Source organism: Phytohabitans maris (assembly GCF_031085175.1).
Classification (GTDB): Bacteria; Actinomycetota; Actinomycetes; order Mycobacteriales; family Micromonosporaceae; genus Phytohabitans; species Phytohabitans maris.
In genome coordinates, this window is sequence record NZ_JAVHUY010000031.1 from 31942 (window position 1) to 54926 (window position 22985).

The 22985-nt window shown below is 72.6% G+C and carries 16 protein-coding genes; 11 read left to right on the forward strand and 5 right to left on the reverse strand.

Annotated elements, in window-relative coordinates; all coding sequences use genetic code 11:
- Positions 1-7: 7 nt before the first annotated feature.
- The 4 genes from RB614_RS28600 to RB614_RS28615 are packed head-to-tail and all read right to left on the reverse strand — an operon-like array spanning position 8 to position 5865.
- Positions 8-2146, reverse strand: coding sequence for a thiamine pyrophosphate-dependent enzyme (locus RB614_RS28600; protein WP_308715767.1), 2139 nt, complete (start codon positions 2144-2146; stop codon positions 8-10).
- Positions 2146-3747: an aldehyde dehydrogenase family protein gene (locus RB614_RS28605; protein WP_308715768.1), complete on the reverse strand. Its 1602-nt coding sequence runs from the start codon at positions 3745-3747 to the stop codon at positions 2146-2148. The genes RB614_RS28600 and RB614_RS28605 overlap by 1 nt, the downstream gene beginning before the upstream one ends.
- Positions 3744-4733: an ornithine cyclodeaminase family protein gene (locus RB614_RS28610; protein WP_308715769.1), complete on the reverse strand. Its 990-nt coding sequence runs from the start codon at positions 4731-4733 to the stop codon at positions 3744-3746. The genes RB614_RS28605 and RB614_RS28610 overlap by 4 nt, the downstream gene beginning before the upstream one ends.
- A gap of 19 nt (positions 4734-4752) precedes the next feature.
- A complete protein-coding gene (locus RB614_RS28615) occupies positions 4753-5865 on the reverse strand; it encodes an NAD(P)/FAD-dependent oxidoreductase (protein ID WP_308715770.1) in 1113 nt (370 codons plus the stop codon).
- Positions 5866-6289: 424 nt separating this feature from the next.
- On the opposite strand from RB614_RS28615, the gene RB614_RS28620 reads away from it, so the two are divergent.
- Genes RB614_RS28620 through RB614_RS28645 form a run of 6 tightly spaced genes read left to right on the forward strand, consistent with a single transcriptional unit; the run spans position 6290 to position 12747 of the window.
- Positions 6290-7402 (forward strand): ABC transporter substrate-binding protein, encoded by a 1113-nt coding sequence (locus RB614_RS28620; RefSeq protein WP_308715771.1) that lies wholly within the window; start codon positions 6290-6292, stop codon positions 7400-7402.
- A gap of 10 nt (positions 7403-7412) precedes the next feature.
- Positions 7413-8291 carry an ABC transporter permease gene (locus RB614_RS28625; RefSeq protein ID WP_308715772.1) on the forward strand — a complete coding sequence of 293 codons (879 nt, stop codon included), beginning with the start codon at positions 7413-7415 and terminating at the stop codon, positions 8289-8291.
- Positions 8288-9118, forward strand: a complete 831-nt coding sequence (locus RB614_RS28630) for an ABC transporter permease (RefSeq protein ID WP_308715773.1) — start codon at positions 8288-8290, stop codon at positions 9116-9118. The genes RB614_RS28625 and RB614_RS28630 overlap by 4 nt, the downstream gene beginning before the upstream one ends.
- A complete protein-coding gene (locus RB614_RS28635; protein WP_308715774.1) occupies positions 9105-10178 on the forward strand; it encodes an ABC transporter ATP-binding protein in 1074 nt (357 codons plus the stop codon). The genes RB614_RS28630 and RB614_RS28635 overlap by 14 nt, the downstream gene beginning before the upstream one ends.
- A gap of 48 nt (positions 10179-10226) precedes the next feature.
- On the forward strand, positions 10227-11930 hold the full coding sequence (locus tag RB614_RS28640; protein ID WP_308715775.1) for an N-acyl-D-amino-acid deacylase family protein: 1704 nt from the start codon (positions 10227-10229) through the stop codon (positions 11928-11930).
- Positions 11931-11970: 40 nt separating this feature from the next.
- Positions 11971-12747, forward strand: a complete 777-nt coding sequence (locus RB614_RS28645) for a FadR/GntR family transcriptional regulator (protein ID WP_308715776.1) — start codon at positions 11971-11973, stop codon at positions 12745-12747.
- Here RB614_RS28645 and RB614_RS28650 read toward each other — a convergent pair.
- Positions 12704-13666, reverse strand: a complete 963-nt coding sequence (locus RB614_RS28650) for a LysR family transcriptional regulator (RefSeq protein ID WP_308715777.1) — start codon at positions 13664-13666, stop codon at positions 12704-12706. The genes RB614_RS28645 and RB614_RS28650 overlap by 44 nt on opposite strands.
- A 106-nt stretch (positions 13667-13772) precedes the next feature.
- On the opposite strand from RB614_RS28650, the gene RB614_RS28655 reads away from it, so the two are divergent.
- From RB614_RS28655 to RB614_RS28675, 5 genes are all read left to right on the forward strand, one after another.
- Entirely contained in the window at positions 13773-14954 is a 1182-nt protein-coding gene (locus RB614_RS28655; RefSeq protein WP_308715778.1) for a Glu/Leu/Phe/Val family dehydrogenase, read from the forward strand.
- A complete protein-coding gene (locus RB614_RS28660; protein ID WP_308715779.1) occupies positions 14944-16290 on the forward strand; it encodes an MmgE/PrpD family protein in 1347 nt (448 codons plus the stop codon). Before RB614_RS28655 ends, RB614_RS28660 begins: the two co-directional genes overlap by 11 nt.
- Before the next feature lie 230 nt (positions 16291-16520).
- Positions 16521-19856, forward strand: coding sequence for a S8 family serine peptidase (locus RB614_RS28665; protein WP_308715780.1), 3336 nt, complete (start codon positions 16521-16523; stop codon positions 19854-19856).
- Positions 19857-20176: 320 nt separating this feature from the next.
- Positions 20177-21388, forward strand: a complete 1212-nt coding sequence (locus tag RB614_RS28670) for a dipeptidase (RefSeq protein WP_308715781.1) — start codon at positions 20177-20179, stop codon at positions 21386-21388.
- A complete protein-coding gene (locus RB614_RS28675; protein WP_308715782.1) occupies positions 21385-22983 on the forward strand; it encodes an ABC transporter substrate-binding protein in 1599 nt (532 codons plus the stop codon). Before RB614_RS28670 ends, RB614_RS28675 begins: the two co-directional genes overlap by 4 nt.
- Positions 22984-22985: the final 2 nt, after the last annotated feature.

The window sequence follows — 22985 nt, forward strand, 5'->3', positions numbered from 1 at the left end:
GGCGGGCTCACGCCGCGAGGAGTGTGCGGGCGCGGTCGACGATCTGGCTCTCGGCGAGCAGGACAGCCCCGGCCGCCGGCCCGAGCGGCACGTACGAGTCGTCGCTGGTGACCCGCGCGACCCGGCCCGGGTAGCCGTGGTCGGCCAGCAGCGTGACCACGGCCTCGGAGACGCCGCCGCTGCGCCGGGTCTCGTCGACCACGAGTACCCGGGGGAACGCCGCCGCCGCGCGCAGGATGTCCGCCTCCGGGAGCGGGGCGAGCCAGCGCAGGTCGAGCACAGCGCAGTCGATGCCGTCGCCGGCCAGGCGGTCCGCGGCGCGCAGGGACATCGGCAGGCCGTTGCCGAACGTGACGATCAGCAGGTCGGTGCCGTCGCGGTGCGAGCGGGCCCGGCCGAAGCAGTCCACCGCCGGGGCGGGCGCGCCGGTCCAGCCGTTGTCGCCGGGCTCGTACAGGTCGCGGGTGTGGTAGAGCGCGATCGGCTCCACCACGACGCAGACCCGGCCGTGCTCGCGGGCCAGCCGGACGCAGGAGCCGAGCAGGGCGGCGGCGTCCGACGGGTGGCTGGGTACGCAGAGCACCAGCCCGGGGATGTCGCGGAGCACCGCCAGCGAGTTGTCGTTGTGGAAGTGGCCGCCGAAGCCGCGCTGGTAGGCGAGGCCGGCGATCCGTACGACCATGCCGTTGCGGTACTGGCCGTCGGAGAAGAACGCGAGCGAGGCGGCCTCGCCGCGCAGCTGGTCCTCGGCGTTGTGCAGGTACGCCAGGTACTGGATCTCGGGGATCGGCAGCAGCCCGGCGAGGGCGGCGCCGAGCGCGGTACCGAGGATGGACTGCTCGTCCAGCAGGGTGTCGAAGACGCGGGTGGCGCCAAAGCGCTTGCGCAGCCCGCGGGTCACGCCGTAGACGCCGCCCTTGGCCGCCACGTCCTCGCCGAAGACGACCGCTTCGCGGTGCTCGGCGAGCACGCCGGTGAGCGCGTCGTTGAGGGCCTGGGCGAGGGTACGGCCGGCGGCCGGCAGACCGTCCACTGTGGCGGGTGCCGGGGCGGCGGCGACCGGCGGGTACGCGATCGGCCGGCGGACGGCGGCCGAGGAGTCCAGCCGCGCGGCGCCGACGAGCGCGCGGGCGCGGGACATCACCTCCTCGCGCGCGGCCTCGTAGCGGTGCAGGATCCCGGCCGGGGAGGCCAGGCCCCGGGCGACCATCCGGCGGGCGGTGGCGAGGAGCGGGTCGCGGGCGTAGTCGGCGACGATCTCGGCCCGGGAGCGGTAGGCGAGCTCGGCGTCGGAGCCGGCGTGCCCCATGAACCGGACCGTGCGCAGGTGCAGGATCACCGGCCGGCGCTCGGCGCGGACGGTCTCGGCGGCGGACCGGGCCGCGGTGAGTACCGCCTCGGGGTCGGCGCCGTCGGCCGCCAGGTACTCGATCGCGGGAAAGCGGGAGAGCGCGAGCCGGATCCAGCCGGCCGGCGAGCGGGTGCTGATGCCGATGCCGTTGTCTTCGCAGACCACCAGCAGCGGCAGCGGTACCCCTTGGTGGGCGCACCACGCGGCGGTGTTGAGCGCGCCGGCGGCGGTCGAGTGGTTGACCGACGCGTCGCCGAGGCTGGTGACCACGACCGCGTCGGCCGGCCACGGCGCGGTCACGCCGGCGGCGGCCGCGCGGGGCAGCGCGAAGGCGAGCCCGACCGCGCGGGGCAGGTGCGACGCGATCGTGGAGGTCTGCGGGATGACGTGGTACGCGGGATGCCCGTACACCTTGTGCCGCCCGCCGGAGATCGGGTCGTCGGCGGCAGCCGTCATGCCGCGCAGCACGTCGGCGACGGGTGTCGCGCCGGGCACCTGGCTTGCGCGGGCGGCGAAGAACCCGCCGGAGCGGTAGTGGAGCAGGGCCGGGTCGGTCGGTCGTAGGGCGAGCGCGACGGCGGCGTTGCTCTCGTGGCCGGCGGAGCCGATCGTGTAGAAGCCCTCCCCCTTCTCCTGCAGCCAGCGGGCGGCGAAGTCGAGGTGCCGGCTCTGCAGCTGGGCGGTGAGGTACGCCGCCAGCAGGTCGGCGTCGACACCGCCCGGCGCGGCTTGCGGAGGCGTCTCGGTCCAGGAGCCGACCTGCCGCAGGAAGTGGTCGTCGATCGACTCGATCATCAAGCGGCCGGGTCGGCGAGAGCAGCCGGCTCGGCGAGAGCGGCGTCATCGGTGAGGCGGAAGCCGGGGTCGGCGACGAGCTCGGCGACGTCCATCTGGGCCTTCTGCAGGCGGCCGGAGTAGTCCCAGTTCATCGACTGCCACCGGGTGAACTGGTCGAGCACCCAGGTGCCGGACTGGCGGCTGCCGTTCCCGGACTTGCCGTTGCCGCCGAAGGGCAGGTGTGCCTCGGCGCCGGACGTGGAGTTGTTGACGCTGACCATGCCGGCGCCGATCCCGCGCCGGAAGGTGAACGCGTCGTGCGGGTCGGTGGTGTAGATGGCCGAGGAGAGCCCGTAGCCGGGGGCGTTGGCGAGCCGGATCGCCTCGTCGAGGTCGCGGTAGGCGAGCACGCCGACGATCGGGCCGAACGTCTCGTTCTGGAAGATGTCGTCGTCCTCGCGGAGCCCGGCCACGATGGTCGGGTGGTAGTAGAGCCCGCCGGCCGGGTCGCCGACGAACCCGGGGCGCGGCCGCCCGGCGTCGATGCGCCCGAGGTGGGGTGAGCCGCTGACCGTGTGGTGCGGGCGGATCCAGCCGAGGTACTCCTCGAACCGGTCGGCGAAGCGCTGGTCGAGCATCGGGCCGTAGAGCACGTCCTGGAACGGGTCGCCGATCGCGGCGGCGCGGACGGCGGTGGCGAGGCGCTCCAGGAACTCGTCGTGGCGGGACTCGTGCACCAGTACCGTCCCGAGCGAGGTGCAGCGCTGCCCGGCGGTGCCGAAGCCGGAGAAGAGCGCTCCCTCGACGGCCAGGGCGAGGTCGGCGCTGGGCGTGACCACCATCGGGTTCTTGCCGCCGAGCTCCAGGCAGGGCGACTGGAGGTGGCGGCCGCAGAGCTCCCCGATCCGCGCGCCGACCGCGCTGGAGCCGGTGAAGCCGACCTTGTCGACCAGTCCGGCGTCGAGGGCGCCGGCGAGCCCCTGGTAGGTGGCGTCGCCGCCGGCGAGGACGAGGTTGAGCACGCCGTCCGGGAGCCCGCCCTTCTGGAACAGGGCGTAGAGGGCGGCGGCGGTGGCGGCGGAGTACTCGGCGGGTTTCCAGACGACCGTGTTTCCGGCCAGCAACGCCGGGACGAGGTACCAGGACGGGACGGCGGCCGGGAAGTTGCCGGCGGTGACGACCGCGACCACGCCGACCGGGTTGCGGAAGGTGAACAGCTGCTTGTCCGGCATCTCGGACGGGACGGTCTGTCCGTAGAGGCGGCGCCCCTCGCCGAGGAAGAAGTCGCAGGTGTCGACGATCTCGCGGACCTCGCCGAGCGCCTCGCGGTAGGGCTTGCCGATCTCCCGGGTCATGATCCGGGCGAGCGTCTCGGCGTTCTCCTCGACCAACCGTCCGATGTGGCCGATCGCCCGGCCGCGCACCGGTGCGGGCACGTCGGCCCAGGCCGGCTGGGCGCGGCGGGCGGACGCGCAGGCCGCGACGAAGAGGTCGGCGTCGCCGAGGGAGACCTCCGCGACCACCTCCCGGGTACGGGCCGGGTTGACCGAGGTGAGCCGGGGGCCCTCGCCCGCTCCGGCCGGCGCTCCGTCGATCTGGGATGTCACGAGGAGGGTCATGCTGCTCCGTTCGCTGCGGTGGAGTCGGCTGCGGCCCGCTCCAGGATGGCCAGCGCCGCGGCGGCGTCCTGTACGCCGAGGCCGACGCTGTTGTAGAAGACGATGTCACCGCCGGCCGCCCGGGCTGGGGTGCCGTGCGCCACGACCGCGCCGAGCTCCAGGATCGCGGAGGGGTCGAGCCCGTGGTCGGCGACGGCGGCGACGACCGGGCCGGCCTGGCGCAGGGCGGTCGGGAGGTGGTCGACGACGACGCGTCCGGCGCGGGCGGCGAACTCCCCGCTCACTTCGAGCCGGTCGGGGGCGAACGAGCCGATGCTCACCACCGTGGCGCCCGGCTTGACCCAGTCCGGCTCCAGCAGCGGGGTCGGGCTGGTGGTGCAGCAGACCACCACGTCGGCCCCGCGTACGGCGCCGGCGAGCCCGGCGACCGGGGTCACCGGTACGCCGGCCGGGGAGCCGGTGGCGAGCGCGGCCGCCCGGGCCGGGTCGCGGTCCCAGAGCATGATCTCGGCGACTCCACAGTGGTGGGTCAGCGCGCGCAGGTGGGCGGCGCCCTGTACGCCGCAGCCGGCGACGGCCACCCGCAGCGGCGTCGCCGGGGCGAGGTGCCGTACGGCCACCGCGGTCGCGGCGGCGGTGCGCAGCTCGGTGATGGCGTTGCCGTCGAGGATCGCGGCCACGGCACCGGTCCTCGCGTCGAGCACCACGACCGTCGCCTGTACCGTCGCCAGCCCGCGGGCGGCGTTCTCGTCGTTGACCCCGCCGAGCTTGCAGACCGTACCGGTGCCGGGGCGCAGCCGCGCGGTATAGCTGAACGTGACCGCGTCGCCGCCGGCCCCGTCGAACACGATCCGCGGCCCGAGGTCGGCGAGCCCCTCGCCGAGGCAGCGGAACGCCTCCCGTTGCGAGGCGTACGCGGTGTCCGGGTCGAACAGGCGCCGGACCGCGGCGTCGTCGTAGCGCGGCGGTGCCGCCGTTGCCGTCATGTCGCTCCTCACGGTGTGGCTATATGACGTTGGCTTCGGGGCGGGTACGCGCGCCGGCGAAGCGGTCCGCCGACAGTACGCCGAGGTCGAGCGCGGGCGGCCGGCCGGCGACCAGGTCGGCGAGGTACTCCCCCACCACCGGCGCCTGCTGAAACCCGTGGCCGGAGAAGCCGGTGGCGTAGTAGAAGCCGGCCGGCTCGGTGGCCGCGCCGACCATCGCGTTGTGGTCGGGGCTCATCTCGTAGTTGCCCGACCATCCACTTCGGATCGGCAGGTCGGCGAGGGCGGGCAGGCGCGCGACCGCGTACGGCGCCAGGTCGGCCGCGGTCGGCCAGGGACCGCCGACGATGAGCCCCGGACCCTCGGGGTGCAGGTAGAGGCCGGTGGCGAAGTCGACGGTCAGCGGCAGCGAGGCGGGCAGCGCGCCGCGCTGGTCGACGAAGTAGATGTACCGCCGCTCGGCGCGCACCGGCAGGTCGACGCCGGCGGTGGCGGCGATCGCCGGCGAGTCGACGCCGGCCGCGCAGATCACCCGGGAGGTGGGCAGCAGACCCCGGTCGGTCTCCACGCCGGTGACCCGGCCGCCCTCGGTGCGTACCGCCCGGGCGGCGTGGCCGACCAGCGTGCGGGCGCCGAGGCGGCGGGCCGCGGCGGCGTACCCCTGCACCACCGCCTCGGGCGTGGCGACGCCGTCGATCGGGCAGAACGACGCGCCGGCGAGGCCGTCGAGGCAGAGGCCGGGCACCCGTTCGGCGGCCTCGGAAAGGCTCATCATCCGGGTCGGCGCGCCGAGCGAGCGCTGCAGGGCGGTCGCCGCCTCGAACGCCGGCATCATCCGCTCCTCCAGCAGGAACAGGTATCCGTTCTGCCGGAAGCCGATGTCGATGTCGAAGTCGTCGCGGAAGCGGGCGAAGCGCTCGATCCCCAGCAGCGAGATCTGGACGTTGAGCGCGTCCGAGTACTGCACGCGGATCCCGCCGGCCGCGGCCGAGGTCGAGCCGGCACCCAGCGTGTCGCGTTCCAGCAGGACGGCGTCGGTGAGGCCGGCGGCGGCCAGGTGATAGAGCGTGCTCACCCCGATGACGCCGCCACCGATCACGACGGCGCTGGCGGCGCGCAGTTCGGACTCCACCCGTTCCCCCCTCGTCAACGTTCCTGCATCTATACCGATCGCCAGCCAGCTTGGTCAAGGCTCTTGTCCGTTGCAATCCCCTTGTTTCGTACGTGTTTCGCCTCTAGGGGCCAGCTCAGCGACCCGTTCGGTCATCCGTCGTACCAATCTCGGTAATGGGTCTTGACCAAGCCTCGGCGCCGCTGGTTGAATGGCCGCTCATATGCGGGCCGTGCCTCCGTCCACGCGGCCTGACCAGCAAGAACACGCAGCCTGACCCGCAACAACAAGCCGTCCACAGCGACCGCTCCCGGCCGCCGTACTCATCGACATCGTCGCGACGTTCGCGGCTAGGCCGGCCCGCCCAGGCGGGGCGGCCCGCGCAGCAGGTGACCGATATTCCCGGCGCGGAGACGCGCCGCAGTGCTTTGGACAGGAGACCGTCATGGCGTTGAGATCCGGATCGGCGGTACCGCCCACCGGCGCCCGGCGGGCGGCAGATCGGCGGCGCTCGGCCGGCGCCGGCCTCGCCGCCCTGCTCGCCGTCGGGCTGGCCGCGAGCGGCTGCACGAGCAGCGGGACGGCCAGCGGCGGGGACGAAGGCACCCGCACGCTGATCGTCACCTCGTTCGGCGGCTCGTTCGAGACCGCGCAGAAGCAGGTGCTCATCCCCGAGTTCGAGAAGCGCTACAACGCCAAGGTCGAGCTCACCACGCTGCTGTCCGGGCCGGCGCTGGCCAAGCTCAAGGCCCAGGGCGCCAACAGCGGCTTCGACGTGGTCCAGTTCTCCGGCGGGCAGGAGGTCGAGGCCGGCACCCTCAACCTCATCGCCCCGGTCGACGCCGCCGCCGTCCCGAACGCGGCCAGCGTGGTCGAGCAGGCCAAGCGCGGCCAGTACGCGCCGGCGTTCGCGCTCAACTCGACCGGCATCATCTACAACACCGAGAAGGTCACGCCCGCCCCGACGTCGTGGAACGACCTCTACGACACCAGGTACAAGGGGCGGGTCGGGCTGCCGGACATCTCCAACACCAGCGGCCTGAACACGCTGTACATGCTCAACCAGATCAACGGCGGCTCCGGCACGAACATGAAGCCCGGGTACGACGCGGTGCGCCGGCTGATGCCCAACCTGCACTCGGTGTACCGCGACGGCGCCACGATGACCCAGCTGCTCGGCGACGGCACCATCGACATGGCGGTCTTCGACAGCGGGTACGCGTACCTGCTGCGCCAGCAGGGGCAGAAGGTCGGCTTCGTGCTGCCCAAGGACGGCTCGCTCGTGTACGGCCTGACGATGAACGTCGTGGCCGGCAGCAAGAACGCCGACCTCGCGCAGAAGCTCATCGACCTCGCGCTCGAGCCGCAGATCCAGGTGGAGTTCGCCAAGGCGGCCGGCTACGTGCCGACCAACACCGGCGCGACCCTCCCCGACGACCTGGCGCAGACGCTGCCGGTGCGCTCCGAGATCGAGCGGCTCTCGGTCGCCGACGGCGCCGTGGTCAGCGCCAACCGGGCCGCCTGGACCGAAGAGTGGAACAAGATTGTCGCCAAGTGACCGCGCCGGCGTGACCGCCGGCCGGACCCGGGGTGGAGCCAGGCGCGCCGCCTGGCTCCCCCTGGCACCCGTCCTGACGCTCTACGCGATCCAGTTCGTGGTGCCGATGGCGCTGGTCGCGGTCACCAGCTTCCGGCGCCACGAGAGCGCCGGCCAGATGGGCGGCTTCACCACCGACAACTTCACGAAGATCCTCCAGGATCCCTACTACCTCGGCATGCTCGGCCGTTCACTGCTGCTGGCCGGCGAGACGGCGGTGCTCACCGCGGTCCTGGGCTACCCGATCGCGTACGCGCTCGCCCGCGGGCCGCGCTGGCTCAAGGTCGTACTGCTCGTGGTCGTGATGGTGCCGCTGATGACCAGCTCGGTCGTCCGGTCGTTCGGCTGGATGGTGCTGTTCGCCCGGGACGGCCTCTTCTCCACCCTCGCCGGGCCGCTCGGCGACGGGCCGGCCGGCCTGATGTACACCAGCACCGGCGTGCTCGTCGCGACCGCGCACGTGCTGCTGCCGTTCATGGTCCTGACCCTGTACGGCGTGCTCGACCGGCTCAACCCGACGCTCGTGCACGCCTCGATGAACCTCGGCGCGTCGCGGACCGGGACGTTCTTCCGGATCACCCTGCCGCTGTCGATGAACGGCGTGGTCGCCGGCATGCTGCTGGTCTTCGCGACCGCGACGAGCGCCTTCGTGACCCCGCAGCTGATCGGCGGCACCCGCTACCGGGTCGCCGCGACCGAGATCTACGAGCAGTCGATCAACCTGCTCAACTGGCCGCTGGCCAGCGCCATGGCGGTACTGCTGGTGGCGATCGCGCTGCTCACCATGGCCGTCTACACGCGACTGTCCCGGGACACGGGCGGCTCCGGCGCGACCGGGATCATCGGATGACCCGCCGCCTGCTCACCTGGGCCGAGTCGGCCGTCCTGCCGGTCGTGGTGACGGTGCTCGTCCTGTTCCTGGCCGCGCCGCTGGTGGTGCTCGTCGCGACCGCCTTCACCGAGACCCGCTACCTGGCCTTCCCGCCGCACGGCTTCACGCTCACCTGGTTCGAAGGGGTGCTGACCGACCCCACCTGGCGGGCCGCGGCCTGGAACAGCCTCATCATCGCGGCGATGAGCGTCGGCGTCGCGGCGGTCGTGGGCGCGCCGGCGGCGATCGTCCTGGCCCGCCGCGGGGTCCGGGCCGCGTCGTCGCTCACCCTGCTGATCATGGTACCGATCATGGTGCCGTCGATCATGTACGTGCTCGGGCTCATGCTCGGCTACAACGAGCTCGACGTCACCGTGCCGACCTGGGGGATCGTGCTCGCACTCGCCGTGCTGACCACCCCGTACCTGGTGCGCACGCTGATGGCCGCGCTGGAGCAGCTCGACCCGGCGCTGGAGGAGGCCGCGCTGAGCCTGGGCGCGAGCCGGCTGCGGATCTGGGTGGAGATCCTGCTGCCCAACGTCGCCAAGTCGTTCTTCTCCGGCCTCTCGCTCGCGTTCATCCTCGCCTTCGACGAGCTGGTCGTGCCGCTCTTCCTGGCCGGGCCGGACGTGCCCACGCTCCCGGTCCGCATCTACAGCTCGGTCGCCTACAACGTCGACCCGTCGGTGGCCGCGGTCTCCTCGCTCCTCGTGCTCGTCAGCGCGCTCGTCGCGGTCCTCTCCGCCCGCGACAACCTGCGCAAGCCCGTGACCCGAAAGGACGGTACGCCCGATGGCGGAGCTTGAACTGGTGGGCCTGTCCAAGCGGTACGGGCGGGACCTGGTCCTCGACGACGTGTCGCTCTCGGTACAGGAGGGCGAGCTGGTGACCGTGCTCGGGCAGAGCGGCTCGGGCAAGACCACGATGCTGCGCAGCATCGCCGGCTTCGTCACGCCGTCCGGCGGCGACATCCTCGTACACGGGCGCAGCGTGCTGAACGCCCCGATCAACCAGCGCGGCATCGGCATCGTCTTCCAGAACTACGCGCTGTTTCCGCACCTGACCGTCCGGCAGAACGTCGGGTACGGGCTGCGGGTCCGGCGGCTGCCCCGGCACGAGATCCGCGAACGGGTGGACCGGGAGCTGGAGCGGGTGCTGCTCAGCGCGTACGCCGACCGCAAGCCCGCCCAGCTCTCCGGCGGCCAGCAGCAGCGGGTCGCGGTGGCCCGGGCGCTGGTGCTGCGGCCGCGGATCGTGCTGTTCGACGAGCCGTTCAGCAACCTCGACGCGATGCTCCGGGAGAGCCTGCGGCGGGAGCTGCGCGACCTGCAAAAGCGCCTGCGGTTCACGGCGATGTTCGTGACCCACGACCAGCGCGAGGCGATGGCGCTGGCCGACCGGGTCGCCGTCATGCGCGGCGGCCGGCTGGTGCAGATGGGCGCCCCCACCGACGTGTACGAGCGGCCGGCGCACCGGGCGATCGCCGAGCTGCTGGGGCGGGCCAACCTGCTGGACTGCCAGACCGCGGCCGGCGAGGACGGGCGGGCGCTGCTGCGCTGGCACGGGCACACGCTGCGGACCGACGACGACCTCGGTGCCGCCGGTGACGGCGCCTGCGTGCTGCTGCGCCCCGAGCACGTCGCGGTGCGCCCGGGAGCGCCCGACGCGCCGGCGCCGAACCAGCTCGGCGGCGTGCTGTCCAGTGTGGAGTACCACGGCCCGTCGCGCCTCGCGGTCATCAGCGAGCCCGGTGGCGGCACGCTCCTGGCCGACCTGCGCTCCGGCCCGGCCGACCCGTACCTCGCACCCGGCGACCCGGTGACCGCCTCGTGGCCCTCGGCCGCGGTGCGCGTCATCGACGCCTGACCCCCCGACCGTCCAACCAGGACCCGTCCGTCCAACTAGGAGGAAACCATGTCCAGGCAGCTCGACCTGCTGATCACCAACGGGCTCGTGTTCGACGGCAGCGGAAGGCCGGGATACCGCGCCGACGTGGGCGTACGCGGCGACGAGATCGTCCTGGTGGGTCGGGCCGGGGACGTGCCCGCCGCGCGTACCGTCGACGCGGCCGGCAAGGTGGTCTGCCCCGGCTTCGTCGACATCCACGGCCACTCCGACTATCTGCTGCTCATGGACCCATCCTGCGACTCGAAGATCACCCAGGGGATCACCACCGACGTGGGCGGCAACTGCGGCCTCTCGCCGGGGCCGTTCTCCGACGTCTGGTACGTCGACTGGTGGGTGGACAACCCCCGCAACTTCCACTCCGTGCCGATCACGCAGGGGCGGGAGATCCTGCGCGAGCACGGGCTGGAGCTGGACTGGCAGGACCTCGGCGGCTTCTTCGACCGGCTGGACGGCGCCGGGCTCGGCCCCAACTACGCCGGCCTGGTCGGGCACTACGTGCTGCGCTCCACCGCGTACGGCGAGCCGGGCACCCAGCCGGCCCGCCCGGCGACCCGGGACGAGATCGGCAGGATGAAGGACCTCGTCCGGCAGGCGATGGAGCAGGGCGCCCGGGGCGTCTCCTGCGCGTTCCACCACACCGACCCGGAGCTGGACGTGTCGCCGGAGGAGTTTCGCGAGCTGGGCCGGGTGGTCGCCGAGTACGACGGGATCTTCGCGTTCCACCTGCGCTCGTACACCGACCTGCTGCTCTCCAGCGTGCGCGAGGCGATCGAGCTGGCCGACACCGTCGGCGTGCGGACCACCGTCTCGCACCTGATGGCCGACGGCAAGGAGTACTGGGGCAAGCTCTCCTACGCGCTGGACAAGATCGCCAAGGCGCGGGCCGAGGGCGTGCCGATCTGGACCGACGTCATGCTCACGCTCCAGGCCCGCAACTACATGTCCGGCGGGCTGCTGACGATGATGCCCGACGCCACCGTCGCGGCGGCCGGGGAGGACTGGGCCGGCTACTTCGCCGACGCGAGCCGGGTGGCCGACACCGCCGAGGCGATCCGCAAGGGCGGTGCCAACCGCTGGTACAAGGCGCGCTTCAACCCCTCCTCGTACTGGCCGCTCTGGGACGAGATGCTCCGGGTGATCCGCAGCCCGCGCCAGCCGGAGTTCGAGGGGCTGATGCTCTACGACGTCGGCCGCCTGCTCGGCTGCGACTCGTACGAGGCGATGTGCCACCTGCTCCGGATCAACGACGGCGACGCCGACACCATCCTGGAGCGCTCGGACGAGGGCGACATCGTCGACGTGCTCCAGCACCCGATGAGCATGGTCGGCACCGACGGCAGCCCGGTCCTGCCGATCCGCAGCCCGCGCCCGCCGAACCCGCGCCTCTACGCCTCCTACCCCATGCTCTTCGGGCACTACGTGCGGGAGCTGGACGCGCTGCGGTTCGAGGAGGCGGTCATGAAGTCGACCTCGATCCCGGCCCAGTTCCTGGGGCTGCGCGACCGGGGCGAGCTGCGCCCGGGCTACAAGGCCGACATCGTCGTCATGGACGCCGCCCAGGTGCGCGGCCACCAGCACCTGACGGCCCGGCCGAACGACTACCACGAGTACTCCGAAGGCGTCACCCACGTCGCCGTCAACGGCCAGCTCGTGGTCGACGGCGGCGAGCTGACCGCCAACCGCCCCGGACAGGTGCTGCGCCTGCGCTGACGCGGGGCGAACGGGAAGGGTAAGGATCGGTCTTCGACGTATGCTGCACAGCGTGTTTCGCCCGGTACGCACTCGGCGCCCGTTCGAGGAGGCCGTCGCCCAGATCGCCGATGCCATCCGCGCCGGCGACCTGGGCCTCGGCGACCGGCTCCCACCGGAGCGGACCCTCGCCACCCAGCTCGACATCAGCCGCCCCACCCTCCGGGAGGCGGTCAAGGTGCTGGTCAACGCCGGCGTGCTCGACGTCAAGCCGGGGCCGGCCGGTGGCATCTTCGTCCGCTCCGACGTCATCCCGCGCGAGGTCAACGCCGAAGACTGGCAGGTGCGCATCGGCGAGGTGACCGACCTGCTCGAAGCGCGCCGGCTCATCCAGCCGCGGGTGGCGCAGCTCGCCGGGCTGCGGGCGACCGAGGCCGACTTCGAGACGATGTCGACGACCCTCGACCTGCTGGGCGGCAGCATCAAGGACCGCAGTCGCTTCCTCCAGCTCGACGAGCGCTTCCAGCTCGCCATCGCCCGCGCGGCGCACAACCGCGTGCTGCTGGAGCAGATGCGCAACCTGCTCTACCAGCTGCGCAGCGCCAAGGACTACGCCCTGCGCGACGGCATCGCCGACTCGCAGTGGGCGCTGGACTCGCTCAACCGGCTGCTGCGGGCCATCATGCGGCGCGACCCGCGCCTGATCGAGCAGGAGATGGACGAGCATCTGTCCTATCTGGAGAAACTCTGGGCCGAGGAGACCAGCCGGGCGCAGGTCCGCGAGATCCCCGAGTTCATGATGCCGTTTCGCGATCGGCGGTCGGCGCCCGGCGGTTGATCCGGCGGCCGAGGCTGCCGGCGGCCCGCCGCAGCGCGTCGACCGTGGCGGGCACCAGCGGTGTCGCGCGGTCCGGGCGGTGCAGCACGAAGACCTCCCGCCGGGCCGGCGCGCCGCGCGGGCCGGCCGCCGGGCGCTGGTGGACCCCGCTGGCGGTGCCGAGGGCGTCCGCCAGCGCCGGTACGAGCGCGACGCCGAGGCCGGCGCGGACCAGCTCGCGGACGACCGTGTAGTCGTCGCTGCGGAACGCGACCCGGGGCGTGAACCCGGCGTCGGCGCAGAGCCGGGCGAGGTTTCGCGCGCCGGCGCTGGTCTCCCGGCTGGCGATCCAGGTCTCGCCGGCGAGGTCGGCCAGGCCCCAGGACGGCCGGGTCACCACCGGGTGGTCCGCGCCGACCGTCAGCCGCAGCGGGTCGTCCAGCAGCGGCGTGGCGACCACGTCCGGCGGCCACCGGCGCGGGCTCAGCGGGTAGCGGTACACCACCGCCACGTCGACCGCGCCGCTCGCCAGGGCGGCGACCAGGTCGTCCGGCTCCCCCTCGTCGAGCAGCACCGCCAGGTCCGGAGCGCGGCGCAGCAGCCGGGCGATGGCGCCGGGAACGATCGCCGCGCTCGCGGTCGGGAAGCTGCCGACCCGGACCACCCCGCTCGCCCCGGCGGCCAGCGCCCGCGCGTCCCGCTCGACGGCGGTGAGCTGGTCGACCAGGCCGGTGCTGCGGCCGGCCAGGTGGCGCGCGGCGGTCGTCGGGCGGGCGCTGCGGGCCCCGCGCTCGAACAGGACCAGGCCGGTCGCCCGCTCCAGCGCGGTCATCTGCTGCGAGACCGCCGAGGCCGTGTAGCCCAGCGAGGCCGCCGCGGCGGCGAACGAGCCCGTCGCGACCACCTCGGCGAGCGTCCGCAGGTGGTGCACGTTGAGCATTAGCACATCTTATGCTCACCGGGTCAGGTTTGCGCCCATCGCGGGTTCCCCCACCGGTCCACCGGCTGGCAGCGTGATCACGTCAGCGGTACGACGGAGGTGGGCGGTGCCGGCGGAGGGCGAGCGGGGCGACATCCTGGCCGCGATGGACGAGTGGGGTCCGGAGAAGGTCGTCTGCGTGCACGACCGGCGCCTCGGCATGCGCGGCGTACTGGTCGTCGACAACACCGCGCGGGGCATGGGCAAGGGCGGCACCCGGATGAGCCCGACCCTGACCGTCGCCGAGGTGGCCCGCCTGGCCCGGGCGATGACCTGGAAGTGGGCCGCGGCCGACCTGCTCTTCGGCGGGGCGAAGGCGGGCATCCGGGCCGACCCCGGGTCCCCGGCCAAGGAGGAGATCCTGCGCTCGTTCGCCCGCCGGCTCGCCAACGAGGTCCCCCGCGAGTACGTCTTCGGCCTCGACATGGGGCTGACCGAACGCGACGCCGCGATCGTCGCGGACGAGCTGGGACCGGGCAGCGCGGTGGGTACGCCGGCCGACCTCGGCGGCCTCCCCTACGACGAGCTCGGCATCACCGGGTACGGCGTGGCCGAGGCCGCCGACTCCGCGGCCACCCGGCTCGGCCGGCCGCTCGCCGGTTCGCGGATCGCGGTCCAGGGGTTCGGCGCGGTCGGCCGGGCCGCCGCCCGCCGGGTCACCGAGCTGGGCGGGACCGTCGTCGCGATCTCGACCGTCCACGGTGGACTGCACCGCCCCGGCGGGCTCGACGTCGCGGCGCTCACCGCGGCCGCCGGGGCGCACGGCGACCGCTTCGTCGAGGACCCGTCGGCCTTCGACGCCACCGCCGTGAGCGCCCGCGAGGTGCTCTTCGTCGACGCGGACGTGCTGATCCCCGCCGCCACCCAGGACGTGCTCGACGCCGCCGACGCCGACCGGGTACCGGCCCGCCTCGTCGTGGAGGGCGCCAACCTCCCCACCACGGCCGCCGCCCAAGCATCACTCGCCGGGCGCGGCGTCACCGTCGTACCCGACATCGTGGCCAACGCCGGCGGTGCGATCGCCGCGGGCTATGCCATGGACGCGCGGGCGTCCGCGTTCCCGCCGGATCCGGCGGTCGCGTTCGACGCGGTGGCCCGCAAGATCCGGTCGAACACCGACCGGGTCCTGGCCGCCGCGGCCCGCGACGGAGTGACGCCGCACGCCGCGGCGCTCGGCCTGGCCCGGGACCGCGTGCGGCGCGCGATGCTCCACAAGGGACAGATCAGGGCCGGTGCCGGTGAGCGCTGAGGAGCCCGCCGCGCGGCGCCTCGCCGGCTTCGCCGCGGGACTGCGCGCCGCCGGCGTACCGGCACCGGTGCTGGCGCACGCCCGCGACCTCGTGCTCACCACGATCGGCGTCGGCCTGGCCGGCGCCACGCATCCGATGGTGGCCGCGGTCCGGCGCGCGGTGCTCGCCCGACCGGCGGCCGGCGGGGCGGCGCTCTGGGATGCGCAGGAGACCGCCGACGCCCCGGACGCGGCGCTGGTCAACGCGACGGCGGCGCACGTCCACGACTACGACGACACCCACGCCGAGGGCGGCGTGCACGTCGGCGCCGTCGTCGTGCCCGCCGCGCTGGCCGCGGCGGCGCAGCGGGAGGTCGACGGGGCGCGGTTCCTCGCCGCGGTCGTGGCCGGGGTCGAGGTGACGGTACGGCTGGGCGCCGCCGCCTCCCACCGCTTCACCGAGCGCGGGCTGCACGCCAGCTCCTGCTGCGGCACGGTCGGCGCGGCCGTCGCCGCCTCGGTCGTCGCCGGCCTGCCCGCCCCGCGGATCGCCGACGCGATCGGGATCGCCTGCAGCCAGTCCAGCGGCGTGATCCAGACCGTCGTGGAGGGCGGCGACCTCAAGTCGCTGCACCTGGGCTGGGCGGCGCACGCCGGGATCTGGGCGGCCCGCCTCGCCGAGCAGGGGGTCACCGGCCCGGCCGGGGCGATCGACGGCACGCACGGCCTCTTCGCCGCGCTGATCGGCGAAGGCTGGAGCCGGCACCGCCTCACCCGGGAGCTGGGGAGCACCTGGGACGGCGCGGACGTGATCCTCAAGCCGTACCCGTGCTGCCAGTTCCTGCACGCGCTGGTCGACGCGGCGTGCGCGTTCCGCCGGGAACGGCCGGGCGCGGTGCCGGAGCGGATCCTCCTGCGGCTCCCCACCCCGGCCCGGTACGTCGTCTGCGAACCGTGGGCTGACAAGCTCCAGCCGCGCACGCCGTACGCGGCGAAGTTCAGCGCGCCGTACTGCGTCGCCGCGGCCCTGCTCGACGGCCCGCTCGGCCTGCGGCACTTCACCGGGGCGGCGCTGGCCCGCCCTGACGTACGCGGGCTGATGTCCCGGGTCGGCTACGAGCTGGCCGACGACCCCGAGCTGACCCGCGCGTACGGCGCGGAGCTGCGGATCGTCGACGCGGCCGGCGAGCGGTGGTCCCGGCGCGTCGCGCACCCCACCGGTTCACCCGGCGCGGACCCGACCGACCCGGTCCGCAAGTTCGACGACGCGGCCTCGACCGTCCTCGATGGACGGCGCCGGGCCGACCTGGTGGCCCGGGTCGCCGCGCTGCCCGGCGGCGCTCCCCCATCCTGGTGATCGAAGCTCCCGTCACGTCGTTCTAGCGACGTGGGGGGAGCTTCGATCACCGACCGTGGGGCGACCACTGTCCGAAGTGAGACAAGTCTCGACCGTGCCTGCGCGTGGTATGTGCTTTCGCCGAGCCGCGTGCGATCATGCCCACACCCCCACGCGCCGAATTCGCGCTGACCCGGTCGACCGCGCCGGGCGCGAGGATGGGCGCGTAACGCCTTCCTTGGAGGGATCGGATGCGCCAAAAGAAGTGGCTGCGAGCCGGTTTCGCGGCCGCGCTCACTCTCCCGATGGCGTTGGTGACCTGGGCCAATCCCAGTGTCGCCGCGCCCAATAACGGTTACAGCGTCGAGCAGAGCCTCCAGCCGGCCGACCGGGTGTCCGCCGCGAAGGCGCCCACCAGCCGCTTGGCGCAAACCGACCCGACACTGCTGAACCGTACCGAATCCACCCGGATCCCGGTCCTGGTCAAGCTGGACTACGACCCGGTGGCGACATACAGCGGCGGCGTCGCGGGTCTGGCCGCGACCAGCCCCACCGAGACCGGGCGCAAGCTCGGCCGGGACACCGCCGTGCGGGCGTACGAGCAGCACGTCGCGCGCCGCGAGCAGGAGATCGTCACCGGCCTCACCAAGGCGGTGCCCAGCGCCGACGTGCGGCAGCGGCTGCGCACCGTGTACGGCGGCGTGTCGGCCACCGTGCCGGCCAACAAGGTCGGCGACCTGCTGAAGGTCGACGGCGTCGTGGCGGTGCAGAAGGACCAGCTGCGCCAGCCGCTGACCGACGCCAGCGCCGCGTTCATCGGGGCCACCAGCACGTACGGCGCGCTGGGCGGCAAGAAGAACGCCGGCGCCGGCATCATCTTCGGCGTCATCGACACCGGCGCCTGGCCGGAGCACCCGTCGTTCGCCGACAACGGCAACCTGAACCCGCCCCCGGCCAAGGCCGACGGTACGCCCCGCGAGTGCGACTTCGGCGACAACCCGCTGACGCCGCAGACCGACGTGTTCGCCTGCAACAAGAAGCTCATCGGCGGCGCGGCGTTCCTCGACACGTACCTGGCCCTCAACGACGGCGAGGACTACGAGTCGGCGCGGGACAGCGGCGGCCACGGTACGCACACCGCGTCCACCGCCGCCGGCAACGTGCTCGGCTCGGCCCCGGTCTTCGGCGTGGAGCGCGGCCCGATCCAGGGCATGGCGCCGGGTGCCTGGATCTCGGTCTACAAGGGGCTGGGCGAGCAGGGCGGGTACGACTCCGACCTGGCCGCCGCGATCGGGCAGGCGGTGCTCGACGGGGTCGACGTCATCAACTACTCGATCTCCGGTGGCGCCAGCCCGTTCACCGACCCGGCCGAGCTGGCGTTCCTCGACGCGTACGCGGCCGGCGTCTTCGTCGCCGCCTCCGCGGGCAACTCCGGCCCCGGCTCGGCGACCACCGACCACGTCTCGCCGTGGGTCACGACCGTCGCGGCCTCGACCCAGACCCGCGAGTTCAACTCCTCGCTGACGCTCACCAGCGGCGGCGACACGCTGACCCTCAAGGGCGCCTCGATCACCGCCGGCGTCACCGCGCAGACCCCGGTCGTGCTGGCCGAGTCGGTCTCCGGCTACCCGGCGCTCTGTAGCGAGCCGGCGCCGGCGGGCGGGTTCACCGGGAAGATCGTCGCGTGCCAGCGCGGCGTGAACGCCCGCGTCGACAAGGGCTACAACGTCCTGCAGGGCGGCGCGGTCGGCATGGTGCTCTACAACCCGACGCTGGCCGACATCGAGACCGACAACCACTGGCTGCCCTCGGTGCACCTGGCCGACGGCACGCAGTTCACGGCGTTCATGACCGGACACACCGGCGTGACCGGCACGTTCACCGCCGGGCAGAAGGAGAACGGCCAGGCGGACGTGATGGCCGCGTTCTCCTCGCGCGGACCCGGCGGCTTCGGCATCAAGCCGGACATCACCGCGCCCGGCGTGCAGATCCTGGCCGGCAACTCGCCGACGCCGGACGCGGTCGAGCTCGGCCCGCCCGGCGAGTACTTCCAGGCGATCGCCGGCACGTCGATGTCCGCGCCGCACATCGCCGGGGCGGCGGTCCTGCTCAAGGCGCTGCACCCGGGCTGGAGCCCGGGCCAGATCAAGTCCGCGATGATGACCACGGCCTACCAGGACGTGGTCAAGGAGGACCTGACCACGCCGGCCGACCCGTTCGACTACGGCAGCGGCCGGGTCGACCTGAAGAAGGCCCAGAAGCCGGGCCTGACCTTCGACGAGACGGCCGAGCGGATGCTCGCCATCGGCAACGACCCGGTCAACGCGGTGCACCTCAACCTGCCGTCGGTGAACGCGCCGGTCATGCCCGGCCGGCTCACCACGGTCCGGACCGCGAAGAACGTGACCAGCGGCAGCCAGACCTACCGGGCGCACGTCAAGGCGCCGGCCGGCAGCAAGATCACGGTCACGCCGAGCGTCTTCACGCTGGGCGCCGGGAAGTCGAAGGACCTGACGATCACCATCACCTCGAAAGCGAGCGGCCAGCAGTTCGGCCAGGTGATCCTCGATCCGGTCCAGTCCGACCTGCCGACGCTGCACCTGCCGGTGGCCTTCGTGCCGCAGCAGGGTGACGTCACCCTGGCCAGCGAGTGCGCGCCGGCCGACCGGCTGGTCTTCCAGAGCACGGCGGAGTGCACGATCACGGCGACCAACGAGTCGTTCGGCGACGCCGTGGTCGACTTCCAGACCACGCTGAACGAAAACCTCAAGTTCTCCGGGGTCGACGGCGCGACCATCGTGGCCCCGCGCCGCGTGGTGAAGAACGACGTGCCGCTCGCCGGCGCCGAGCCGAGCGTGCCGTCGCTGGACCCGGGCACCATCGCCGGGTACCTCCCGCTGGCCGACTTCGGCGTGGCGCCGACCCCGATCGGTGACGAGGAGGTCCTCAACTTCAACGTGCCGCCGTTCGTCTACGGTGGACAGACGTACACCCGGATCGGGATCGACTCCAACGGGTACGCGGTCGTCGGCGGCGGTACGTCCGAAGACAACAACTGCTGCGAGCTGACCCAGATCCCGGACCCGGCCCGGCCCAACAACGTGTTGGCGCCGTTCTGGACCGACCTGGACGGCTCCAGCGACGAGGGCATCCGGGCCACCGTCCTCACCGACGGCGTCAACCGCTGGCTCGTCGCCGAGTGGCAGGTGGACGTCTGGGGTACCAACTCCAACCGGCACTTCCAGATCTGGATCGGGCTCAACGGCGAGCAGGACATCGTCTTCGCCTACGACCCGGCCGCCCTGCCCGGCGCACCGACCGGTCAGGACCTGATCGTCGGCGCCGAAAACAGCAACGGCAGCGGCGGTGAGCAGCTTCCGGCCGGCACCCTGCCGACCGAGGACCTGCGGATCACCAGCAGCCCGCCCACGCCGGGCGCCTCGGTCTCGTACACCGTCCAGGTGACCGGGGTCGGTCTCGGCAAGGGCGTGGTCACCACCGAGATGACCGCGACCACGGTCCCGGGCGTCACGGTGGTCAGCTCCGAGCTGGCGGTCCGGCTCCGCCCCGGAGGCATCGTCCAGTAGCGACCGAACGAACCACGGCGTGCGCCGTGACCGGGTCACCGGTCACGGCGCACGCTTTTTTGCCCGGCGAGCTCTCTCACCGGCGACGTCCCGGTCCGCCCGGCGTCCCGGTCCGCCCGGCCTCGCGGTCGGCGGCGGCCCGGCTCGGCCGCGTCCCGGTCGGCCGCGGCCGGCTCGGCGGCGTCGCGCGGGGCCATCGGATCGCGAAACGGATTCTGTCGTTACGACACCGTAACGGACCGGATTTCTTCACAGTATTGACTGCGGATGACTGATCCTGGCACGGTCTGGCTAGTTGTGAATCATGAAGGGAGCCCGGCGTGCTGGAACCCGCCACCCGATACACCGGCTACCGGTCCTACGGCTACCTCGAGGCCGGCGCCGACTACCGTGAGTTCAAGCTCGCGCCCGAGTTGGGGCGCGTGCCCGCGTACGAGGGGACGGCGCTCACCGGCGACCAGCGCGAGCGGGTGCGGCGGCTGCTCACCGACAACGTCGTCATCTCGCTGCACGACCACCCCTCGGTCTTCCCGGACGACATCCGGGAGACGGTGGAGTACAACCGGACCGGGCGCCACCACACCGGCTACGACGGGCTGGCCCGCTCCGGCATGACCGCCGTCTTCGACAACTTCATGGACGGCACCTGCTGCGTCACCAGCCAGATGGGCTGGAAGTGGAGCGACGTCATCGCCGACGTCGGCACCCGCCTGTCCGACATCGCGCACCAGGACTACCTGGTCAAGGTCGAGCGGCTGGCCGACATCACCGAGGCCCACGCCACCGGCCGGATGGGGCTCGTCGTCGCCACCGAGGCCGCCACCATGATCGAAAACGAGGTGGACCGGCTGGACATCCTGTACGGCTTCGGCGTACGGCAGATGGGCATCGCCTACAGCGAGGCGAACGCGCTCGGCAGCGGCCTGAAGGAGCGGGGCGACGGCGGCCTGACCTACTTCGGCGAGCGGGCCGTGCGCCGGATGAACAAGCTGGGCATCGCGATCGACGTCTCGCACTCCGGCGACCGCACCTCGCTGGACACCATCCGGCACTCCACCAAGCCGATCTTCATCACCCACGCCGGCGCCCGCACGGTCTGGCCGACCAACCGGATGAAGCCGGACGAGGTGATCCGGGCCTGCGCCGAGCGCGGCGGGGTCATCGGCATCGAGGCGGCGCCGCACACCACGCTCTCCCCCGCCCACCCGCGACACAGCATCGAGTCGGTGATGGACCACTTCACGTACTGCGTGGACCTGGTCGGCATCGACCACGTGGCCTTCGGGCCGGACACCCTCTTCGGCGACCACGTCGGCCTGCACGACACGTTCGCCGGTCACCTCTCCATCGCCGAGGCGCACGGGCACGTCGAGCACCCCCGGGTGCCGTACGTGGACGGGCTGGAAAACCCGGCCGAGTGCTACTGGAACATCACGTCCTGGCTGGTCGCCCGGGGCTACTCGGACGACGAGGTCGTCAAGGTCCTGGGGGGCAACATCATGCGCGTCCTCGAGGAGGTCTGGCACCAATGAGACGCACCCTGCTCGCCCTCGCGGGTATCGCCTCGGTAACGCTGGCGGCCTGCTCACCCGGCAACCCCGACAGCGGCTCCTCCGCCAGCGGTGGCGGGGCCGGCCGGCTCACCATCGGCACCACCGCCGACGTGGTCAACTACAACCCGCTGCTCGGCAACAGCCGCACCGACACCTGGGTCACCAACCTGATGTACCCGCGCCTGATGAGCATGGACCTGGAAGGCAAGCGGACGCCGTACCTGGCGACCAGATGGGAGTACGCCGACGGCGGGCGGACGGCCAAGGTGACCCTGCGGGACGACTTCACCTGGAGCGACGGCACGAAGGTGACCGCCGACGACGTGATCTTCACGATCGACGCGGTGGCCAAGGAGAAGATCGGCATCGTGGCCGGCCTGATCCCGTCGTACACCGGGGCGACCGCGGTGTCGCCGACCGAGATCGAGTTCCACCTGTCCCAGCCGGACGGCACATTCCTGGAGAACGTGGGCTTCTGGATGCCGGTGGTGCCCAAGCACGTGTTCGAGAAGGCGCCGAGCGTGCAGAAGTTCGCCAACGACGCCAACTGGGTCTCCGCCGGGCCGTACAAGCTGGAGAGCGCCGAGCGCGGCCAGCGGTACGTGCTCAAGCGGGTCGACTCGTACCCGCTGGTCGAGGGCGGCAAGCCGGCCGTCGAGGAGGTCGTGTTCCGGGTCTTCCCGGACGTCAACACCGAGGCCCTCGCGCTGCGCAACGGCGAGATCGACCTGATCGCCAACGTGGTGCCGCCCGCGCTGGCCAAGACCCTCGACGGCAACGACAAGATCAAGACGGTGAAGGTGCCGTCGCTCGGCTGGGCGCACATGCAGTACAACACCCAGCGCAAGCCGCTGGACCGGCTCGAGGTACGCCAGGCGCTGGCGGCCGCGGTCGACTACGAGGCGATCCGGCGGGTGGCGTTGCAGGGCTCGGCGGTCACCTCGAACTCCTCGGTGCTCACGCCGACGCTCAAGCAGTGGCAGGACACCAGCGCCAAGGAGTACACGTACGACACGGCCCGGGCCAAGCAGCTGCTGACCGGCGCCGGCTACCGGGACGGCGACGGCGACGGGCTCTTCGACGGCCTCAGCTTCCGGATGATCTTCGACCAGGCCGACCCCAACATCGCCAAGTGGGCCCAGCTCGTGCGCGACTCCGCCAAGCAGGCCGGCGTCGACATCAAGCTGGAAGGGCTGGAGCGCAACACGTACGTCGCCAAGTACCAGGAGCGGGACTACGACATCTACGCCGGCTCGTGGGCCATCATGGACAACCCGCCGGCCAACCTGGCGCTCGCGTTCAAGTGCAAGGGTTTCATCAACTACGCCAACGCCTGCGACCCGGAGCTGGACAAGCTGATCGACCAGGCCCGGGCCCAGCTCGACCAGGCCGACCAGAAGCCGCTGATCCAGCAGGCCGCCAAGATGATCAGCGACAAGGTGTACGACAACGTGCTCTACGTCGAGGAGTTCACCATCGCGCACTCCGCGCAGTGGTCGAACTTCCTGGTCCAGCCGAGCGAGCTGCTCTCCATCGTCAACCCGCAGTCGCTCGCCCAGGCCAAGAAGGGCTGAGC